Annotated in this window: 15 protein-coding genes and 1 pseudogene; 6 read left to right on the forward strand and 10 right to left on the reverse strand. The window is 41.0% G+C overall.

Going from position 1 to position 15,932, the window contains the following annotated elements; genetic code table 11:
* Positions 1-17 precede the first annotated feature (17 nt).
* From TW84_RS23705 to TW84_RS02035, 6 genes are all read right to left on the reverse strand, one after another.
* A complete protein-coding gene (locus TW84_RS23705; protein WP_052707873.1) occupies positions 18-1,559 on the reverse strand; it encodes a hypothetical protein in 1,542 nt (513 codons plus the stop codon).
* Positions 1,560-1,561: 2 nt separating this feature from the next.
* On the reverse strand, positions 1,562-1,978 hold the full coding sequence (locus TW84_RS02010; RefSeq protein WP_045974006.1) for a hypothetical protein: 417 nt from the start codon (positions 1,976-1,978) through the stop codon (positions 1,562-1,564).
* A gap of 33 nt (positions 1,979-2,011) precedes the next feature.
* Entirely contained in the window at positions 2,012-2,434 is a 423-nt protein-coding gene (locus TW84_RS02015) for a hypothetical protein (RefSeq protein ID WP_045974007.1), read from the reverse strand.
* 322 nt (positions 2,435-2,756) lie between these two features.
* Positions 2,757-3,317 (reverse strand): lysozyme inhibitor LprI family protein, encoded by a 561-nt coding sequence (locus TW84_RS02025; protein WP_045974009.1) that lies wholly within the window; start codon positions 3,315-3,317, stop codon positions 2,757-2,759.
* Positions 3,318-3,380: 63 nt separating this feature from the next.
* Positions 3,381-4,121, reverse strand: a complete 741-nt coding sequence (locus TW84_RS02030) for a hypothetical protein (protein WP_045974010.1) — start codon at positions 4,119-4,121, stop codon at positions 3,381-3,383.
* Between the two features lie 78 nt (positions 4,122-4,199).
* On the reverse strand, positions 4,200-5,237 hold the full coding sequence (locus TW84_RS02035) for a hypothetical protein (protein WP_157633992.1): 1,038 nt from the start codon (positions 5,235-5,237) through the stop codon (positions 4,200-4,202).
* A gap of 419 nt (positions 5,238-5,656) precedes the next feature.
* On the opposite strand from TW84_RS02035, the pseudogene TW84_RS25250 reads away from it, so the two are divergent.
* The 4 genes and pseudogenes from TW84_RS25250 to TW84_RS02050 form a co-directional block, all read left to right on the forward strand.
* Positions 5,657-5,863 (forward strand): annotated as a pseudogene (locus tag TW84_RS25250) (AAA family ATPase); the annotation flags it as partial.
* 323 nt (positions 5,864-6,186) lie between these two features.
* Positions 6,187-6,768, forward strand: a complete 582-nt coding sequence (locus TW84_RS25010) for an AAA family ATPase (protein ID WP_338061749.1) — start codon at positions 6,187-6,189, stop codon at positions 6,766-6,768.
* Positions 6,769-6,903: 135 nt separating this feature from the next.
* Positions 6,904-7,659, forward strand: coding sequence for an MBL fold metallo-hydrolase (locus TW84_RS02045; protein ID WP_045974012.1), 756 nt, complete (start codon positions 6,904-6,906; stop codon positions 7,657-7,659).
* Between the two features lie 118 nt (positions 7,660-7,777).
* The gene (locus tag TW84_RS02050) at positions 7,778-9,145 is read left to right on the forward strand and encodes an alkaline phosphatase family protein (protein WP_045974013.1); all 1,368 of its coding nucleotides are present in this window, start codon (positions 7,778-7,780) and stop codon (positions 9,143-9,145) included.
* Positions 9,146-9,211: 66 nt separating this feature from the next.
* Here the strand turns inward: TW84_RS02050 and TW84_RS02055 are convergent, their stop codons facing one another.
* The gene (locus tag TW84_RS02055) at positions 9,212-10,099 is read right to left on the reverse strand and encodes a LysR family transcriptional regulator (protein WP_045974014.1); all 888 of its coding nucleotides are present in this window, start codon (positions 10,097-10,099) and stop codon (positions 9,212-9,214) included.
* A gap of 255 nt (positions 10,100-10,354) precedes the next feature.
* Between TW84_RS02055 and TW84_RS02060 the strand changes: the two genes are divergently transcribed.
* Positions 10,355-11,803: a coniferyl aldehyde dehydrogenase gene (locus TW84_RS02060; RefSeq protein WP_045974015.1), complete on the forward strand. Its 1,449-nt coding sequence runs from the start codon at positions 10,355-10,357 to the stop codon at positions 11,801-11,803.
* A 31-nt stretch (positions 11,804-11,834) separates the two neighbouring features.
* Here TW84_RS02060 and TW84_RS02065 read toward each other — a convergent pair whose 3' ends face one another.
* Positions 11,835-13,238, reverse strand: a complete 1,404-nt coding sequence (locus TW84_RS02065) for a sensor histidine kinase (protein WP_045974016.1) — start codon at positions 13,236-13,238, stop codon at positions 11,835-11,837.
* The gene (locus TW84_RS02070; RefSeq protein WP_045974017.1) at positions 13,222-13,896 is read right to left on the reverse strand and encodes a response regulator; all 675 of its coding nucleotides are present in this window, start codon (positions 13,894-13,896) and stop codon (positions 13,222-13,224) included. Before TW84_RS02070 ends, TW84_RS02065 begins: the two co-directional genes overlap by 17 nt.
* Positions 13,897-14,067: 171 nt before the next feature.
* Here TW84_RS02070 and TW84_RS02075 point away from each other — a divergent pair, with 171 nt between their 5' ends.
* Positions 14,068-14,568 carry a GlcG/HbpS family heme-binding protein gene (locus TW84_RS02075; protein WP_045974018.1) on the forward strand — a complete coding sequence of 167 codons (501 nt, stop codon included), beginning with the start codon at positions 14,068-14,070 and terminating at the stop codon, positions 14,566-14,568.
* Positions 14,569-14,640: 72 nt separating this feature from the next.
* Here TW84_RS02075 and TW84_RS02080 read toward each other — a convergent pair whose 3' ends face one another.
* Entirely contained in the window at positions 14,641-15,795 is a 1,155-nt protein-coding gene (locus tag TW84_RS02080) for a winged helix-turn-helix domain-containing protein (RefSeq protein WP_045974019.1), read from the reverse strand.
* Between the last annotated feature and the right edge of the window lie 137 nt (positions 15,796-15,932).

Raw genomic sequence — 15,932 nt, forward strand, 5'->3', positions numbered from 1 at the left:
TAAAGCCTCTAAGAGTGTCACTGACGCTCTATCTGATGAAGTGGTGGTAGTTCTACTTGCTCCCAGCTGCCCTTTTGCTCGGAGAAATAGATAAAAGAAGTCAAAATAGATTGTGTATTGTATAGGATGTAGTAGTTTTGGGACTCTACACTGCGTCCATTTATGGTCGCTTTCAACGTTGGTTTAGCTGCCATAAGATTGCCCAAAGATGAGTAGTTGATGGAAACATAGTTGTCACCATCTCGGTATTTTACGATCGTAATGGATAGTGGCTGCTTAACTTGACCATCAGCGGTTCTGGGTAAAGTATAATCTTCTTCCTCCCTGCTTACTTCAGAGATTAAGTACGAATAACTGTCCAATGCGTACCTCATATCGAGCTTTAGGCCGCAAATTGCATTCCTATTGAGTAAACCATTAAATTTGTTTTTACTGTTATTGTAAATGCAATTAATTTTGTCAGGATACATTGGGTGAAAGGTTAAATTAGCATTTCTTCCATTGCTATTGGTAACATCTAATGCAGGTTTGCCCTGGAAGTCAAAAAGGTTAACACTCGAAATATGAGAGACATCTAGTATGCCTGTATATAAGGTGTCATTTATCCAAAGTTGATTTTCGACACTTCTATAAACTGGTTTGGAGTGGGACACTGCTATCTTTGATGATAGGGGGCGTTCTACTATGCTATCTTTAAGGTGGTCAATTTTAAGATAGATGTACACTCTCTCAGGAATTTTATTAGATCGATTATTTTTTTTCATAAGTTCGTAATACATCTGGTAATTTTTTTTGGCCAGCTTGTTTTTCTTTAATGCCTGATATGAGTCTGCAAGGTTTAGGTAAGCGACAGTTCTATTGGGAACTATAGCGATTAGATCTTCCAGAATATCAATCGAAGACTGGTGATGCCCTGCCTTAGAGATATAATAAGCTATATTATTATAATAAACTTGATTTTCCTTTTTTATAGGATATAAAGTAATCAAAAGTCTCAATATATTTTGGCTTATAACTACTTCTTTTTGGCTAAATTTTCTTTCAATCTCTGATAAACCGTAGTCAGAATCAACATCGACGTGACAATAGTCATTAAAACTCTTGTTACCTTCCACTGATAGAAAAGGCTCTAAGTCAGACACCATCGCATCTTCTAATAATATGTTAGTGTCCTTCTGACATGTTTTGGTTACTAAAAAAATACCATCTGATACATAACTAATATATGACTTTGTTTTAGTTATAATAAACCTACCACTTTCATATTTTATATATATATCAAATTGTCCTGAAAAATCATTGCCTCTATTAGTTATAATAAATCCATCTGATGTGGTTTTTATTTCCTTGAAAACACTGTACCCATCGATAGTAAAGTTACTAGCTTTGACGAACAAACTATTTTCTTTATAGATAAAAAGGTCGTTTTCTATAGGATTGCTTTTTATTATAAAAGATGAGTTTTCAAAATTTGCGTGAAAATATTTATCCTCAAAAGCTAAGGACGATTTCATAAAAATTAACTGAAACAATACTAATATCACATAAATTGACTTCATTATTAATTGCACCTTTGTAGTTTCAATATACCTTTATCGATAGGTAAGGTATAAAAAGGGAGATCAATCTTTTTTCCATCGGAATCGATTAACCCAAACCAATTAAGCGCGATTCCACTTCTTATTTGGTTTATTTGTGCAATCGGATATGTAGAATCTATTTTGTCAAATGGTATATCAAAGCCTCCTAGTCCAATATCTGATGATTTATAATATAGTTGAAAACTATCATCTTGATTCAGGACTTGAGTTTTGATATATATTTGATTAGTTGCCAATTCAATCACTGCTTCCCCATTCTCGATTAATACTTTTCCAGAAGGTTCATGAAAACCATCACACTCTAATGAATAATACCCATCAAAATTTTCAGTGGCTATGAAGCTAGACATAAGCGTGAATGTAAACAGTAAATTCATTTTTTATTCCTGTCGGTTTATATCAATAATATATTAATTTACGCTCACGAGTAATGAATCTTTTTTTAGATAACCAATTGTATTATTATACTTTGCAAGTGCCCATTCAATATTGCCATCATAGTAATATTCGGTGATGTTAATTTCATCACCTTCAATAACGTAACTTCCGAGTCTGTTAAACTCTTTATCATAAAAATAGGAGCGATTGGTAGTGACTTTAGCATGGAGTCTTTGTCTTTTTAATATATCTTTCTCATGGCTAACTAAAAATTCTTCTTTCGAAGTTTTTCTCTTTATGTAAAAATCACCTACAATCTTGTCTTCATAACTTAGTAATAACTTTTCATTCTTTATTTTCCATACACTTTCATAAGTTTCTAAAGCTGAACTTCTATTACTATCAATAATATAGTCGTCGGACTGTTTTATATTACAGAGAGTAACTTCTTCCATGTTCTTATCCTTTATGTAAACGAAAGCATCTTTTGACTTGTTTAAGTGATATATTTTCCCACATTCATTGGCTCCGGAAAAGGTATCAGAGAGGTAGTAATAATTTTCATATGGAGTAGAGAATTTTTTATATCTATAAAGTCATTTAAGCCACTGTATTCTAAATAAATATTTCTACAAATTTCATTCTCGCATACTCTGACAGAGGCTATGTTATTGTTAAATTTCATCCCCATTTCTGACTCAGAAGCGTGTAAAATAGAGGAAGAAAAAATGAATGTTGTGAAAGTAATAGTAACTATGTTTCCAGTAACATTGCTAATCACAACGATATTTCCTTATAATAGAAATTTAATCTCATTTCGCAAGATGATCTATTATCTTTGTGTAGTTTTTTATTTATTCGACAACTTTTTTTTATATAATCATTCCATGATTTTAGCCTCTGTTCTACGTATGTATTATTATTTCCTCGACTGGATATTAAATAGGCCAATTCCACATTTTTATTTTCTATATAGTTAAACTCAATTAACCTTGCTTTGGTCACCCATGAATTGCATTCTGCGATTAAATACTTTGTCATTACGTCAGTAGTGGGTTCACCGCTAGGAAAAAACTCTGCTACAGAACAAGCTTGATTCTTATAATTTATCCATTCGATCTGGGACTCTTTGAAATCTTCGCCTAATTCGAATGTTCTCAACTTATTTTTGAGAGCTTTGTACCGAGTATTGAGCTCTGTGTCATATTGTTTATATTCTGACTGTCGCTGTTTGAGTTTTTCTGCATAGTTATTGTAAAAATCATACATCTGATAAGAAAACGAGTAGCCAGAGTATGTGATAATTATCAAAGTAAATATTCTTAATACTAAAATCATATAGTTACCATGATTGTTATTTTAAATTAATCTCTTAATCTGAATTAATTAAACTGATATTTACTAGTTAAGTGTTATATCTGATTCCAAAACATAGCCTTGAAAGCGGTCTGATTCCAGTTTATAGAACACGAAAAATTCAGACTCCATATACTCTTCTGTAGCACGAGTTACTATGATATCTTCATTTTCTTTGATAGATATCTCTTTTAATTTGGTAATGATTTTTTCTCCACTTTTTTCATTTTTAATATCATAAAGCCAAATTGTTTTTGAGTTTGATTTTATCGCTACTAACTTCCTCTTTCTAGGGTCTTCGTCATAGGATATCATCATTTCTTTATTGTCTAATATCGAATAGTAATTACCCAAATTATCACTAAAATACATGTTTTCTAGCTTTATTTCTTTTTTATTTAGCTTGAAAGAGTACTCTATGCGACCACCAAATCCCATTGGCTTATCATAAAGTAAAATAGTATTATCAAAATAGGAAATATCGCCACATAATGCGATCACGCTTTTGTCAGGAAGGCTTAAAATTCTTGCTTTATCGTGGTCAATTTTGGATAACACACCGCAATTATTTTCGTTTCGTATGTAGACATAACTATTGAAGGGAGACGAAAGCCTCTCTAACCGATAGTTTTGTTCTAGATACTCAGATACACCTCTTAGGTCGAGTTCATTTATCACCTTTTTTTGTGAACTTTGACTAGTGTATGGATAAAGAACTCCACAGATAAGAATTAATATAACTTTAATGACTGTGGTTGTTCTCCTTGTAGTATTAAATAATAGCATTTAAAGTTTATTTACTCCTTACGAATCAAATTAACGCTAGAATCATTATATAAATTGATTTAAAGTTCACTCGATAAATTACCAATCCCCATTCCAATACTCGGTTCTTTGGACTTCAGTAAAAAATTTGAGATCTGGAAATGATTCGTATCTCCCACGTTTTTTTAAATCTTCTCGCTTAAAAAATACCCTGTCCCATTTACCATTTGAATTCTTTTTTTCTGCTGATAGTATTATATTTGAAGTTACATTCTTATATAAGTATTTGTACTTTCCGATGTGAAAAAATATAGATTTATCGTTAACGGAACCGCCAGACTCATTAACATAGTAAAATTTTCTTCTAGAGCTTTCGCTAAAGGTCAATTCTACGTTGTCTATATTTCCGTATCTATATATAACATCCTGTTTATCAAGGCAAAATGATACTAAATTGTCATTCTCCAATACTACTGTTGATAGTACTAACTCATTTTTGTAGCAAAGTGATTGGCTATGAAATTCTAATTTTATTTTGTAATTGTTTTTTAGGTTATTTAATCTTTCATTTATGACGTTATAATCAGAAATCTTATTATTTTTCTTTAGAATCTTATTCGATATCTCCATATAGAAAGACTTATTTTCATCGGTGATTGGATAGCATGCCATGTAACTTTCGATTGTAAAATCGATATCTTGATAATCAATATCACTGACCATCAGTTTGGGAGGCAGTTGCTCAGAATGATTAGGTATATTTATTTCTCCATAGGATGTAAGTAGCTTGCTATCAGTAGACCAGTTTGCCCCGCATACCTCACCACTATAGGTACCAATTACACATCCTGAATCCACTCTTACTATGTCACAATAACCTTTTATCTCTTCTGATTCTTTTCCTGATTCATCAACGTATGAGCTAATAAGCGTTTTCTGTATGATTATATGTTTGCTGTCTGGTGACATTGATATCGAGTCTGGATATTTATCTATTAAAAATCTATTTACTTCAGGATATAGATTAAACTTATCACCACGAGTAGAAATGAATTCTATATTATCATTACCAAATTTTAATACTTTAGCATTCAAGAAATTCGGAAATAAAACTATAAGTAAGAATAATCTTATCAATGTGTCTTTCCTAATATTCAACATCGGACACCAACAAAAAATTTCTTTATTATTAAAAAGAAAAGTGTTAACTATATTATATATTTTTATAGATGTTCTTATAAAATTTCTTAACCAATTTAGAATATCAACAATTATATAAAACAAAGTCTGTATCGATCTAACCAAAAGACTAGTTAAAATGCCCGATTGGCTATACCAAGTCACTAAATTGATAGATTTGTGCTGGACGTCTCACAAAAAGGTTTGGGCCATACTGTGATGCTCTTCAATACGCGGTGTTTGCATGACATCCAAAACTGCGAATGTTACGGTTGTCTTTGTCCAAAAGTAACAGGTGTATCGCTTAGCTCAGATGAGAGGGGACTATGATTACCGCGTTGGCGATTAAAAACTATCGTTCAATTCTAAATCTGGTTATGCCACTAGGCAGATTGAATGTGATAACGGGAGCTAATGGTTCCGGTAAATCCAATTTATATAAAGCTCTGCGTTTGTTGGCTGATACCGCGCAAGGTGGTGTTGTATCTGCGCTAGCAACTGAAGGTGGCCTTGATTCAACATTTTGGGCAGGGCCGGAAAAGATAACCAACTCGATGAAGCGAGGTGAACACGCCGTTGAAGCCACGGTTAGGCAGAATGTTAAACGTCTCAAGCTTGGCTTCGCAACCGAAGAGTTTAGTTACGCGATTTCGTTGGGTTTACCAGCACCGACTATGTCAATGTTTGGTTTTGACCCTGAGATCAAACGAGAATGTATTTGGAATGGTCCGTTTTATCGACCTGCCAGTGCGTTAATAGACAGAAATGGCTCAGCAATTAAAGCGCGTGAAGGACGAAAATGGCAAGTCATTTCTAGCCATATTGCCACGTATCATAGCCTGTTTGATCAAATTGCCGACCCGATGGCCACGCCAGAGGCGTTTATGCTGCGAGAAACGATTCGCGGCTGGCGTTCTACGATCACTTCAGGACTGACAAAGACGCCCCAGCTAGGCAGCCTCAGCTTGGCACTCGCACTCCGGTTTTACATCATGATGGCCGTGATCTGGCTGCTGCCTTACAAACCATTATCGAAATTGGTGATAAAGAGGTGCTTTATAAAGCCATCGACTATGCTTTTCCTGGCGCTAGCATCCGCATCGTCAATCAGGTCGATGGTCGATTTTCATTGGAGTTTTCCCAGCACGGACTTTTAAGGCCATTAAGTGGTGCTGAGTTGTCCGATGGGACTTTACGTTACTTGCTATGGGTGGCCGCTCTTCTCACGCCTCGACCACCAAGTCTGATGATTCTCAATGAGCCTGAAACCAGTCTTCATCCCGATTTGTTGCCTGCTTTGGCGCGTTTGATTTCTCACGCGGCCGAGAATACTCAGGTCTGGGTTGTGTCTCATGCTCCACGTTTGATTGCGGCGTTGTCGGAGCATCCAGAATGTAATGCTATTCAACTGGACAAGGAGTTTGGTCAGACGATTATTCCGGGTTTGGACCCTCTTTCATCGCCAAATTGGTATTGGCCTGATTCTTAAACAGAAAAAATCGTAATGTAATTTTTCTCCCTAAAAAGGGAATCAAATAATGGTCTATGCACCTCTCGTTAAACGTCAATCGCGACTAAACTCAACGTTACGTTCAATCAAAAGCGGTCTTTCTGGGAGGGCATAATGACAACCCAAAATATTCAGCACTTTTTTCATCCTCAATCCGGTAGCCTGAGTTATGTTGTGGCAGATTCGGACACCAATGAGGCAATAGTCATTGATCCTGTTGCTGATTATGATGAGGAAAACTGTCAGATCAGTTTTGAATCCGCGCAGCAAATTATTGACCATATTGAACAAAATCAACTTCATGTCACCGCGATTCTTGAAACACATATTCATGCTGATCATTTGTCGGGTTCGTTCTATCTTAGTAAAGTACTACAAGCGCCAATCTACATTTCTGATCATGTCAAAGAGGTTTACGCTAGCTGCAAGGATGATCTGTCACTCACCGATCTTTATCACTTTGAGCATTTCTTACTGGAAAATGAGCAACTGGATTTTGGTCATTCGCATATAGAAATCTTGGAAACCCCAGGGCATCCGCCATCTGATCTAACCTTTAAGATTGGTGACGCATTGTTTGTGGGGGACTCACATTTGCATTCGCGAGAAGGGTCGTCGGTTGAAGCGACTGATCCGACGTATGAGTCATTGGCGAAGATATACGAGCTCAAAGATTCGACTCAAGTCTACCTATGTCACAATGAGCCAAGCGGTTCAGACGAGTTGATTTATAAGACGACACTAGGTGATGAATTACACCAACAGGGCTCTGTTCATCAGTCTAGTGCCACAAGGCCAAAACTTCCGACCCCGAAACTGATTAGCTCCGCGTTAGAGTACAATCTGACTGCAATGCGTCCACCTATGTAGTTCGCATACTGCTATCTTATTGAGTTTATTGCTTGTCAAAATTCATCACCAGATAACATTGATGTCATGAATGCTGTGTTAAATCGTCCGCGTGTTTAACTCCACAGGAATAACAATCATGACACAAGGACTAACAGCGTTTCGTTGGCTAATTCTGCTGCTTTTTATGTTTGCTACCTCTGCGCAGGCGAGCAATAAGAAGGTTTTACTGGTCGGTATTGATGGCATGCAGTTTGAACATATCGGTAAATTGTCGACCCCTGCTTTTGATCGTCTCCAGATAACGAAAGCTTATGCTGGAGGTGTCAAAGGGCGATTCAGTGAACAGAAGACCAGCAGCGGCCCAGGTTGGACGACGATTCTAACGGGTGTTTGGGTCAACAAACATGGCATATCGAGCAATAGTGTTGGCCCCGCTGATTCTGAATGGCCGAGTATCTTTCGTCAGGTTCACACTGCTAACGACCAAGCTCAGATGTATTCATTTTCGACCTGGGGAACGATTAATACACTGTATTTCCCTGCAGATATGCCTCTGTTGACAGCTCATTCTGAAGGGGGCGGTGACGATGACAGTGTAAATCGAACCTTGGATGTTCTGAACTCTCAAAGCCCTGATCTAATTTTTATTCATTTGGATGAGCCTGATAGTGCAGGTCATAGCCATGGCTGGGGTGACGAGTACGATAAATCAATTACAGACAGCGATGCTAGGCTGGGTAAACTGCTAGATGCGGTTGAGAAACGCCAGCTTGAAAAGAACGAGGATTGGTTAGTTCTGGTCACCACAGATCATGGCCGCAATGCTAGAACAGGCAGTGGTCATGGTAACCAGACTACGAGTGAAAAGACCATTTTTATTGCTTCCAACCAAACTTTGCACAACCATTATCAGTCTTATGTTTCGGTAGCGAACCAAGACTTTGACGGCCTGTATAACCTGCCAGCCCAAACCTTTATTGTGCCAACGATTTTAGAGTTTCTAGGTATCAAGCAAAATCGATTACGCCTTGATGGCTTTCCTCTTGTTGGCGATATAGAGGCGAAAAAAGCCTATGCCACGATTGAAAGTAAACGTTGCGGTTTGGAGTGGGATGCAGACAAGGGCTCTCCGATCGCGCTAGCCAGCTATGAGCATGTGGCAAAATTTGATTGTAATGGCTCAGCCGATCCTGTGCAGGTCGAAGACGGTTACATCTATGCCAATATTTACGGCTCTTCCTGCGGATTGCAATGGCATGCCGCCAAAGGCACACCAAGCCCAATGGGTAGTAATGAGCATATAGCCAAGTTTGATTGCAGCAATGACGGCGACCCGCTGTCTATTAGTAGCAGCTACATTTACAGCCTGATTGAGAGCAAGCAGTGCGGTTTTGAATGGAATGCGAAAAGTGGTGTACCGGTGACGTTAGGGGGGTACGAACATGTCGCTAAGTTTGATTGTGATGGCAACGCGGACCCACTCAGCTTCGAAGCAATGCGTTAACGAAACCATCTGATGATTTGGCCTGAGCAGCTGTGCTCAGGCCAGTTTTCGATAGGATGACACCACTTAGCTTGGGGTGAGCGCGTTAGCTTCCAGAATCTTAATGAATTTGTTGACTGCTGGAGTGTAGACCGCTTCTCGCCGCGCTATCCAAGATGACTGCCAGTAAATATTCGATTCTAGTGGAATCTCAGCCAGCTGTTGTTCTTGAATCTCGCGGGAAAAGAGCAGTTTCGGGCCCGCGGTGACAAAGTCTGATGTCTTGACCAGAGATTTCGATGTGGTGTAGTTATCGCAGGTGATCTGGACGAAGTCACTGTTGAACTGACTTGAGTGATGGCTTTTGAGTGTGTTACCCGCATCAGGCGCAATCACTGGGTACTGTTTAAGCTTATCCCAATTGGGTTTCTTGTCGCTAAACAATGGATGCTCTGGACGAGCGACAAACACTATAGGCGCACCTTGCACAGGGGCGGAAATCAGCTCATTGGGTAAGTCATCAATGTTAAATGGTCCTACAGCGACATCAAGGTGGCCATCCATTGTCATAGTGAGCAGTTCACTGGCATTCGCGGTTTTGAGTAACGTCTTGACCTGGCTGGTTTGCTCGACAAAACCCAATAGGACTTTGGGAAAGTATAGTTGCTCAATGATAGGCCCAACACCGATATTCAGCTTACCGCCTTCTAGAGAAGCAAGTCGTTCGACGTGTCGGCACATGGAATCCAATTTGGCCTGCACCAACTGTCCGTTTTTTATCAGGTAGTTAGTCACGTCAGTCGGTTGCATTCCTGAGCTATGACGGAAAAACAACTTTACATTCAGAGTCTGTTCCAGTCGTGAAATACGCTTGCTCAAAGTTGGCTGCGACATATAAAGCTCGTCAGCAGCCTTGTTGATACTGCCCAATTCTGTCACTTTCTGCAGTAGCTTTATATCCGAAACATCAAGCATAGTTCTTCTCTTCAATTGTCGACCACATAGCACATTAGCAAATGAGTCAGTGTGGGTTGGTTTCATGGCTATTGATTGTATGCCACTGGTAGAGTTTGGCTAATGAAGGATCTTTCCAACACCGACAAACTTTGTGCATAGCTCCAGTATAAACTTGGTTATTCCAATTTTTGGCAACGGGTAAGAAAAATATTCAATTATTTTATTGCCGTTCTCTTCGTATAATTTGTGTAAATCAGATTGGAGGACAGAATTATGACAGCCGTAATGATAGACCACTCACACTCTTCATTTGACAACCTAAGTCAGGTGCTTGACGTTCAGAAACAAGCATTTGCAGAAAACCCAATGCCAAATGCAGATGAGCGTATCGCTAAGCTGAAAAAGCTGAACTACGCGGTGTTGGACTACAAAGATAAGCTTATTGAGGCTGTCAGTGCTGACTTCAGTAACCGTAGTTCGGCGGAAACCATTATGGTGGAGATTCTTGCTGCATTGGAAGGTATTGCATACAACAAAAAGCATTTACGCAATTGGATGAAAGCGCAAAAACGCCATGTGCCTCTTTCCCTTAAGCCGTCTCGGGTTGAAGTTAGATATCAACCACTCGGTGTGATTGGCATCGTTGTCCCTTGGAACTTCCCGATTTTTCTGGGTTTATCACCGCTTATCGGTGCGCTTGCGGCAGGCAATCGAGCCATGATCAAAACATCAGAATTTGCCCCGAACACGTCTACGGTAATGAAAGAGATGTTGAGCTCTATTTTTGATGATAATGAAGTGGCAGTTGTGGAAGGCGATGTTGAGGTCAGCAGTGCGTTCACCAAGCTACCTTTTGACCATTTAGTGTTTACGGGTGCAACCAGCGTTGGAAAATTAGTGATGAAGTCTGCGGCAGAGAACCTTACGCCTGTAACACTGGAGCTTGGAGGGAAGTCGCCCGCTATTATTCACACTAGCTACTCTGCCAAAGAAGCGGCCAAACGTCTCGCATTTGGTAAGGCGATTAATGCGGGTCAGGTATGTGTGTCTCCTGACTATGTGTTCTGTCATCACTCTCAAGTGGAGGAGTTTTGCGAGGCATTTAGTGAAGTGTTCGCCAGCCGCTATCCAAGCATGAAAAACAATCACGACTACACTGCGATCATTAATGAACGCCAGCTACACCGACTTCAGCAGTATCTACAAGATGCACAGGACAAAGGCGCAACATTAATTGAGATAAACCCTGAAAATGAAGACTTTTCGGGCACTCGAAAAATGCCAATGACGCTTGTGCTTAATCCAACGACCGACATGTTGGTGTTGCAGGAAGAGATATTTGGTCCGATTCTTCCGGTTATCACCTATTCGGATATGTCGGAAGTGACTGAGTACGTTCAAGCGGGCGAGAGGCCACTAGCGCTGTACTACTTCGATGATGATCAGCGCCGGGCAAATCAGCTTCTTGATACGACTCATTCTGGCGGTGCTTGCATCAACGATTCTATGATTCATGTGATGGCAGATGATATTCCTTTTGGCGGCGTGGGTGCATCAGGAATGGGACATTACCACGGTAAAGAGGGTTTTCTGAATTTCAGCAAAGCAAAGGGCGTGGTGAAGAAAGGAAAAATCGATCTTGCGAGTATGATTGCTGCCCCATGGGACAATAAGATGTTTAATTTATTGGTTAAGTTCCGCTTATGGCGCTACAGTCGATGAGCTATGTAATACATGAAAAGGGGACTTTTTATCAATGACTGTTTGAGTTCGCGGTCAATGTAATCGTAAATGTACTGCCTTGATTCGGTTCAGACATCAGTTGAATGTTACCACCTAAGTTATCAACCATAGCGGCGGCAAGTGATAGGCCTAGCCCGTAACCTTCAATATTGCTGCGGCTCGCATCGATGCGATAGAGCCGTTCGAAAATCAAATCCTGATACTGTTTGTCGATACCAATGCCCGTATCTGAGACAAGAATCTCAACCTGATGATCACTTGTTTTAAGCGCTTTTAGGCTAACTTTACCGCCCATTTCGGTGTATTTAATTGCGTTATCGACTAAGTTAACCAGCGCCTGAGTGAGTTTTTCTGGGTCTGATTGAATGATGAGATTGTCGTCAGCCGTTGCCTGCAATTGAATCTGTTTGTCATCCGCTACGTCTTCATACCAGCTCACGACGGTTTTCAGCACCTCAGAGACATGGGTTGAGGTGCTTTGTTGATCACGTTTGCCAGTGACTTCATCGTTGAGCTTCATCAAAGCAGTAAGCATATTGCTGGCTTGCATGGCGTATTCAGCGCAATCAGATAAAGCGTGCTCCATTTTCTGGGTGTCTTTGTTGTCTAACAGTGCGGATTGTGAACTGAGCGTGATCCGTGATAAGGGAGTACGGATATCATGGGCAATAGCATCGACGGTCGTATTGAGTGTGGTGGTGACATGGTGCAGCCGGGCGATAGCGTCATGCACACTGGCACTGATGACGCTCAGTCCTTGTGGCATAGCCGCTGGCTTGTCCGTCATCTCTAATTTGCCTTGGCTGAGTTTATCCAGAGAATCTCCGAGTGTCACCAGTGGTGACATCGCACTGCGAATAATGCGGTGAGTGAACAAGGTCGTGATAGCAACCAACACAATCAACGCATACAAGGTCATCAGCCATTGTTTGTAGGCGATGGCGTAACGCGGTTGATTGTCGAGAACTAACCAAAAATCCAGTGCTTCTCCTTTAATCTGCAGCGATATATATGGGTTAAGAATGAAAGCCGTGAACCAGGATTTATCACCAGTGAGGTACTTATCGAGTTGGATGTCGGCTGGCAAGTTGCTATCACCAGCGACAAAGTTGGGGCTGGCAGCACGCTCTTTCGAAATAGAAAAGGCTGCGATATTGTTTTCAATCAGGCGATGCGGGTTTGCCGTCAAGACGTGAATCAGTTGATCGGCTGAATCGTAGGTAAGAATACGCTGGTATTCCGTGGCCATTGAGTTGAGGATTTTCTTCTCGGTGCGATATAAATCGAAGAAGAACATCACACCCACCACGACTTCAACCAGTATCAGGCACAGCAATAAGATCGCCATAAAACGCATCAGTAGTGTGTTGCGTGCCTTGGTCAGTGCCTGCTCAATGTTATGACTTGAGGACATAGCCAACCCCTCTGAGAGTATGAATTAATGGGCTATCAAAGCCTTTGTCCACTTTGCTGCGTAAACGACAGACTAGGACATCCACTACATTGGTCTGCGGATCAAACTGATGGCCCCAGACTTGCTCAAGAATAGCGGTTTTTGAAAGGACGGTTTCAGGGTTTTCCAGCATCAGTTTGATCAACATGAATTCTCGTTGATTGAGTTGAATCGAGGTGCCATTTCTTTCAAGTGAGTGCTTGAGCAGATCCAGAGATAATTCGCTATAGCTCAATTGATAACTTTGGGCAGTGTTCTGCTGACCTCGGCGGGCCAATGACTGACAGCGAGCTAGCAGTTCCGGAAAAGCGAATGGCTTAATGAGATAATCATCCGCCCCCGATTGCAGCCCTTTAACTCTTTCATCAACAGAGTGTTTTGCGCTGAGGATGAGAACCGGTGTTGTATAGCCTTCTCCTCTGAGTTGAGCTAAAACTTCAAAGCCATCTTTCTGTGGCAGCATGATGTCGAGCACAATCACATCGTAAGATTCGCTGATGGCTTGGTGTAACCCGTCAATGCCATTGGTGGCGTGTGTTATGGTACAGCTTTCCTGCTGGAAGCCATTGACAAGAAAGCGTGCAATGTGGGTGTCATCTTCAATCAACAGTATTTTCATCAGCGGTCCATTTCCTCACTCTCCCTAAACAGTCTTTCATACTCTACCAATAACCTTTCATGAATTTAACCAAGATTACAGTTTTGTAATGGTTGAGAAAGTCTTCAGTAATCGAGCCTTGGTTAGGATGTACCTGTTGAATCAAACAAGGTCTATCTCATAGGAGTGAATATGAAAACCATCAAACTTAGCGTACTAGTAGCGTCTTTTGGCTTCCTTTCCATGTCTTTTAATGCGTCAGCCGCAGATAAAGGTCACACCGTAGCAGTAACGCAAATTTCCTCTCAGTCCGCTTTCAATTTGGCAAAAGAAGCCGTTCACCAATGTGAAACGAAAGGCTATAAAGTATCAGCGACAGTGGTTGACCTATCGGGCAATGTACTGGCTCAACTTCGCTCAGATGGCGCAGGCATCCACACCTTAGACAGCTCACGAAAGAAAGCCTTTACTGTCGCCAGCATGAAACAGCCGTCAGGTAACCTGATGAAGTTGATTGCTGACAAGCCAATTTTAAAGCCTTTGCAAAACATGGACGATAACTTGCTATTCTTAGCGGGAGGCGTTCCTGTTCAGCTTGATGGAAACCTCATAGGGGCTGTTGGTGTAGGTGGAGCGCCAGGTGGTCACCTAGATGTGGAATGTGCCGATGCCGCGATCAAAAAAGTGTTCTAATTTGAGTTGATCATCGGCTTTCACTGCATTCAATGCCCCGATTGGTTGCCCTAGTCGGGGCTTGTTTAAATCTCAAGGTTTGGCGTGAATCTGCTGTATTTGAAACTGCTCACACTGATTGAATCGGGCAAAATCCGATAGCTCTTGTTCGAGAGCTGAGTGGAAGCCGTCTCGCTTTCTCAGTGTGGGTTCAATATGTAAGCTCAGCGCCTGAAGTGTTGAGGTTGGCTTGTCTACTTTGCAATCAATGCGAGCGACTAACTTTCCATCCCACATGACAGGTAGACAGAAGTAGCCAAACTGACGTTTATCCGCTGGCACATAGCATTCAAGAAGGTAATCGAAGTTGAAAATCTTCTGAGCACGTTTTCTCTGGATCAGTAAGTTATCGAACGGAGAGAGTATTTTGGCCTTCTGGCGATTGAGGCGCTTACTGAGTAAATCAAACGCTCCATGGAACGTGTAATAGGTGTGACCGTCGACCTTAAATGGAAAAATTTCACCTTGTTGGTACAATTGCGCCAACGTATTACTCACCAGCTGCTTGGTGTTTTTTAGTAGGTAATTGATTTCCGACAGATGACCAAAGCCGTGTGCTCTGAGGTAATTCATCACCAAATAGCGCCCATATTCTTCATCGCTTGGCATTGAGGTATCTATCCCTTGCGGCAGGACTCGCTCTGTCAGGTCGTATACCTTGTGGAAGTTGCGTCTTTCGGTGATCATTAAATCACCTTGCATGTAGAGATTCTCCAGCGCCTGCTTAGTGGGTTTGGTTCCCCAGCCCTGCTTTTTGACGCCCGCAGACTCAAAGTCTTTTGCCATTAATGGCCCTTCGTGCTCAATTCGACTCATGATGTCATTCATCAACTGGTTATCGCGGCGATACCAATGATTCTGGTCTCCGGATTTTATCGCCTGTTTACGTGGCAGAGTGAAGCGATAATCCCGCATGGGTAAATAAGCGGCAGCATGAGACCAGTATTCAAATACAGAACGATTTTTTACCAGCTTATCAAGGTGATTGGGTTGATACTTTGAATTGCGGCTCCACAAGGTGTGATGGTGGGCGCGTTGAACAACCGAGATAGTGTCGATTTGTACGTAACCGATACGCTCAAATGCTGAAAGCGTGTTTTGTAAGGCTCCGCCTGATTTCTGGCTTTGTGGCAAACCTTGCGACAGGACAGCGAGCTTCTGAGCCTGCGCAATCGAGAGTGTTTCCATACTAAGAGTGAATCCTATATTTACCGTACTATGAGCGTCTGATTTGCAGTGTAAATTTGATTCACCAGTATAATGAAAGTGCGAGCATTTTTCGGTGGGAAGGATCGTGTTATCAAGCAAAAAATAAGCCTCGGAGA

Origin of the sequence: Vibrio neptunius, assembly GCF_000967495.1 — a bacterium.
In the GTDB taxonomy this organism is placed as follows: Bacteria; Pseudomonadota; Gammaproteobacteria; order Enterobacterales; family Vibrionaceae; genus Vibrio; species Vibrio neptunius.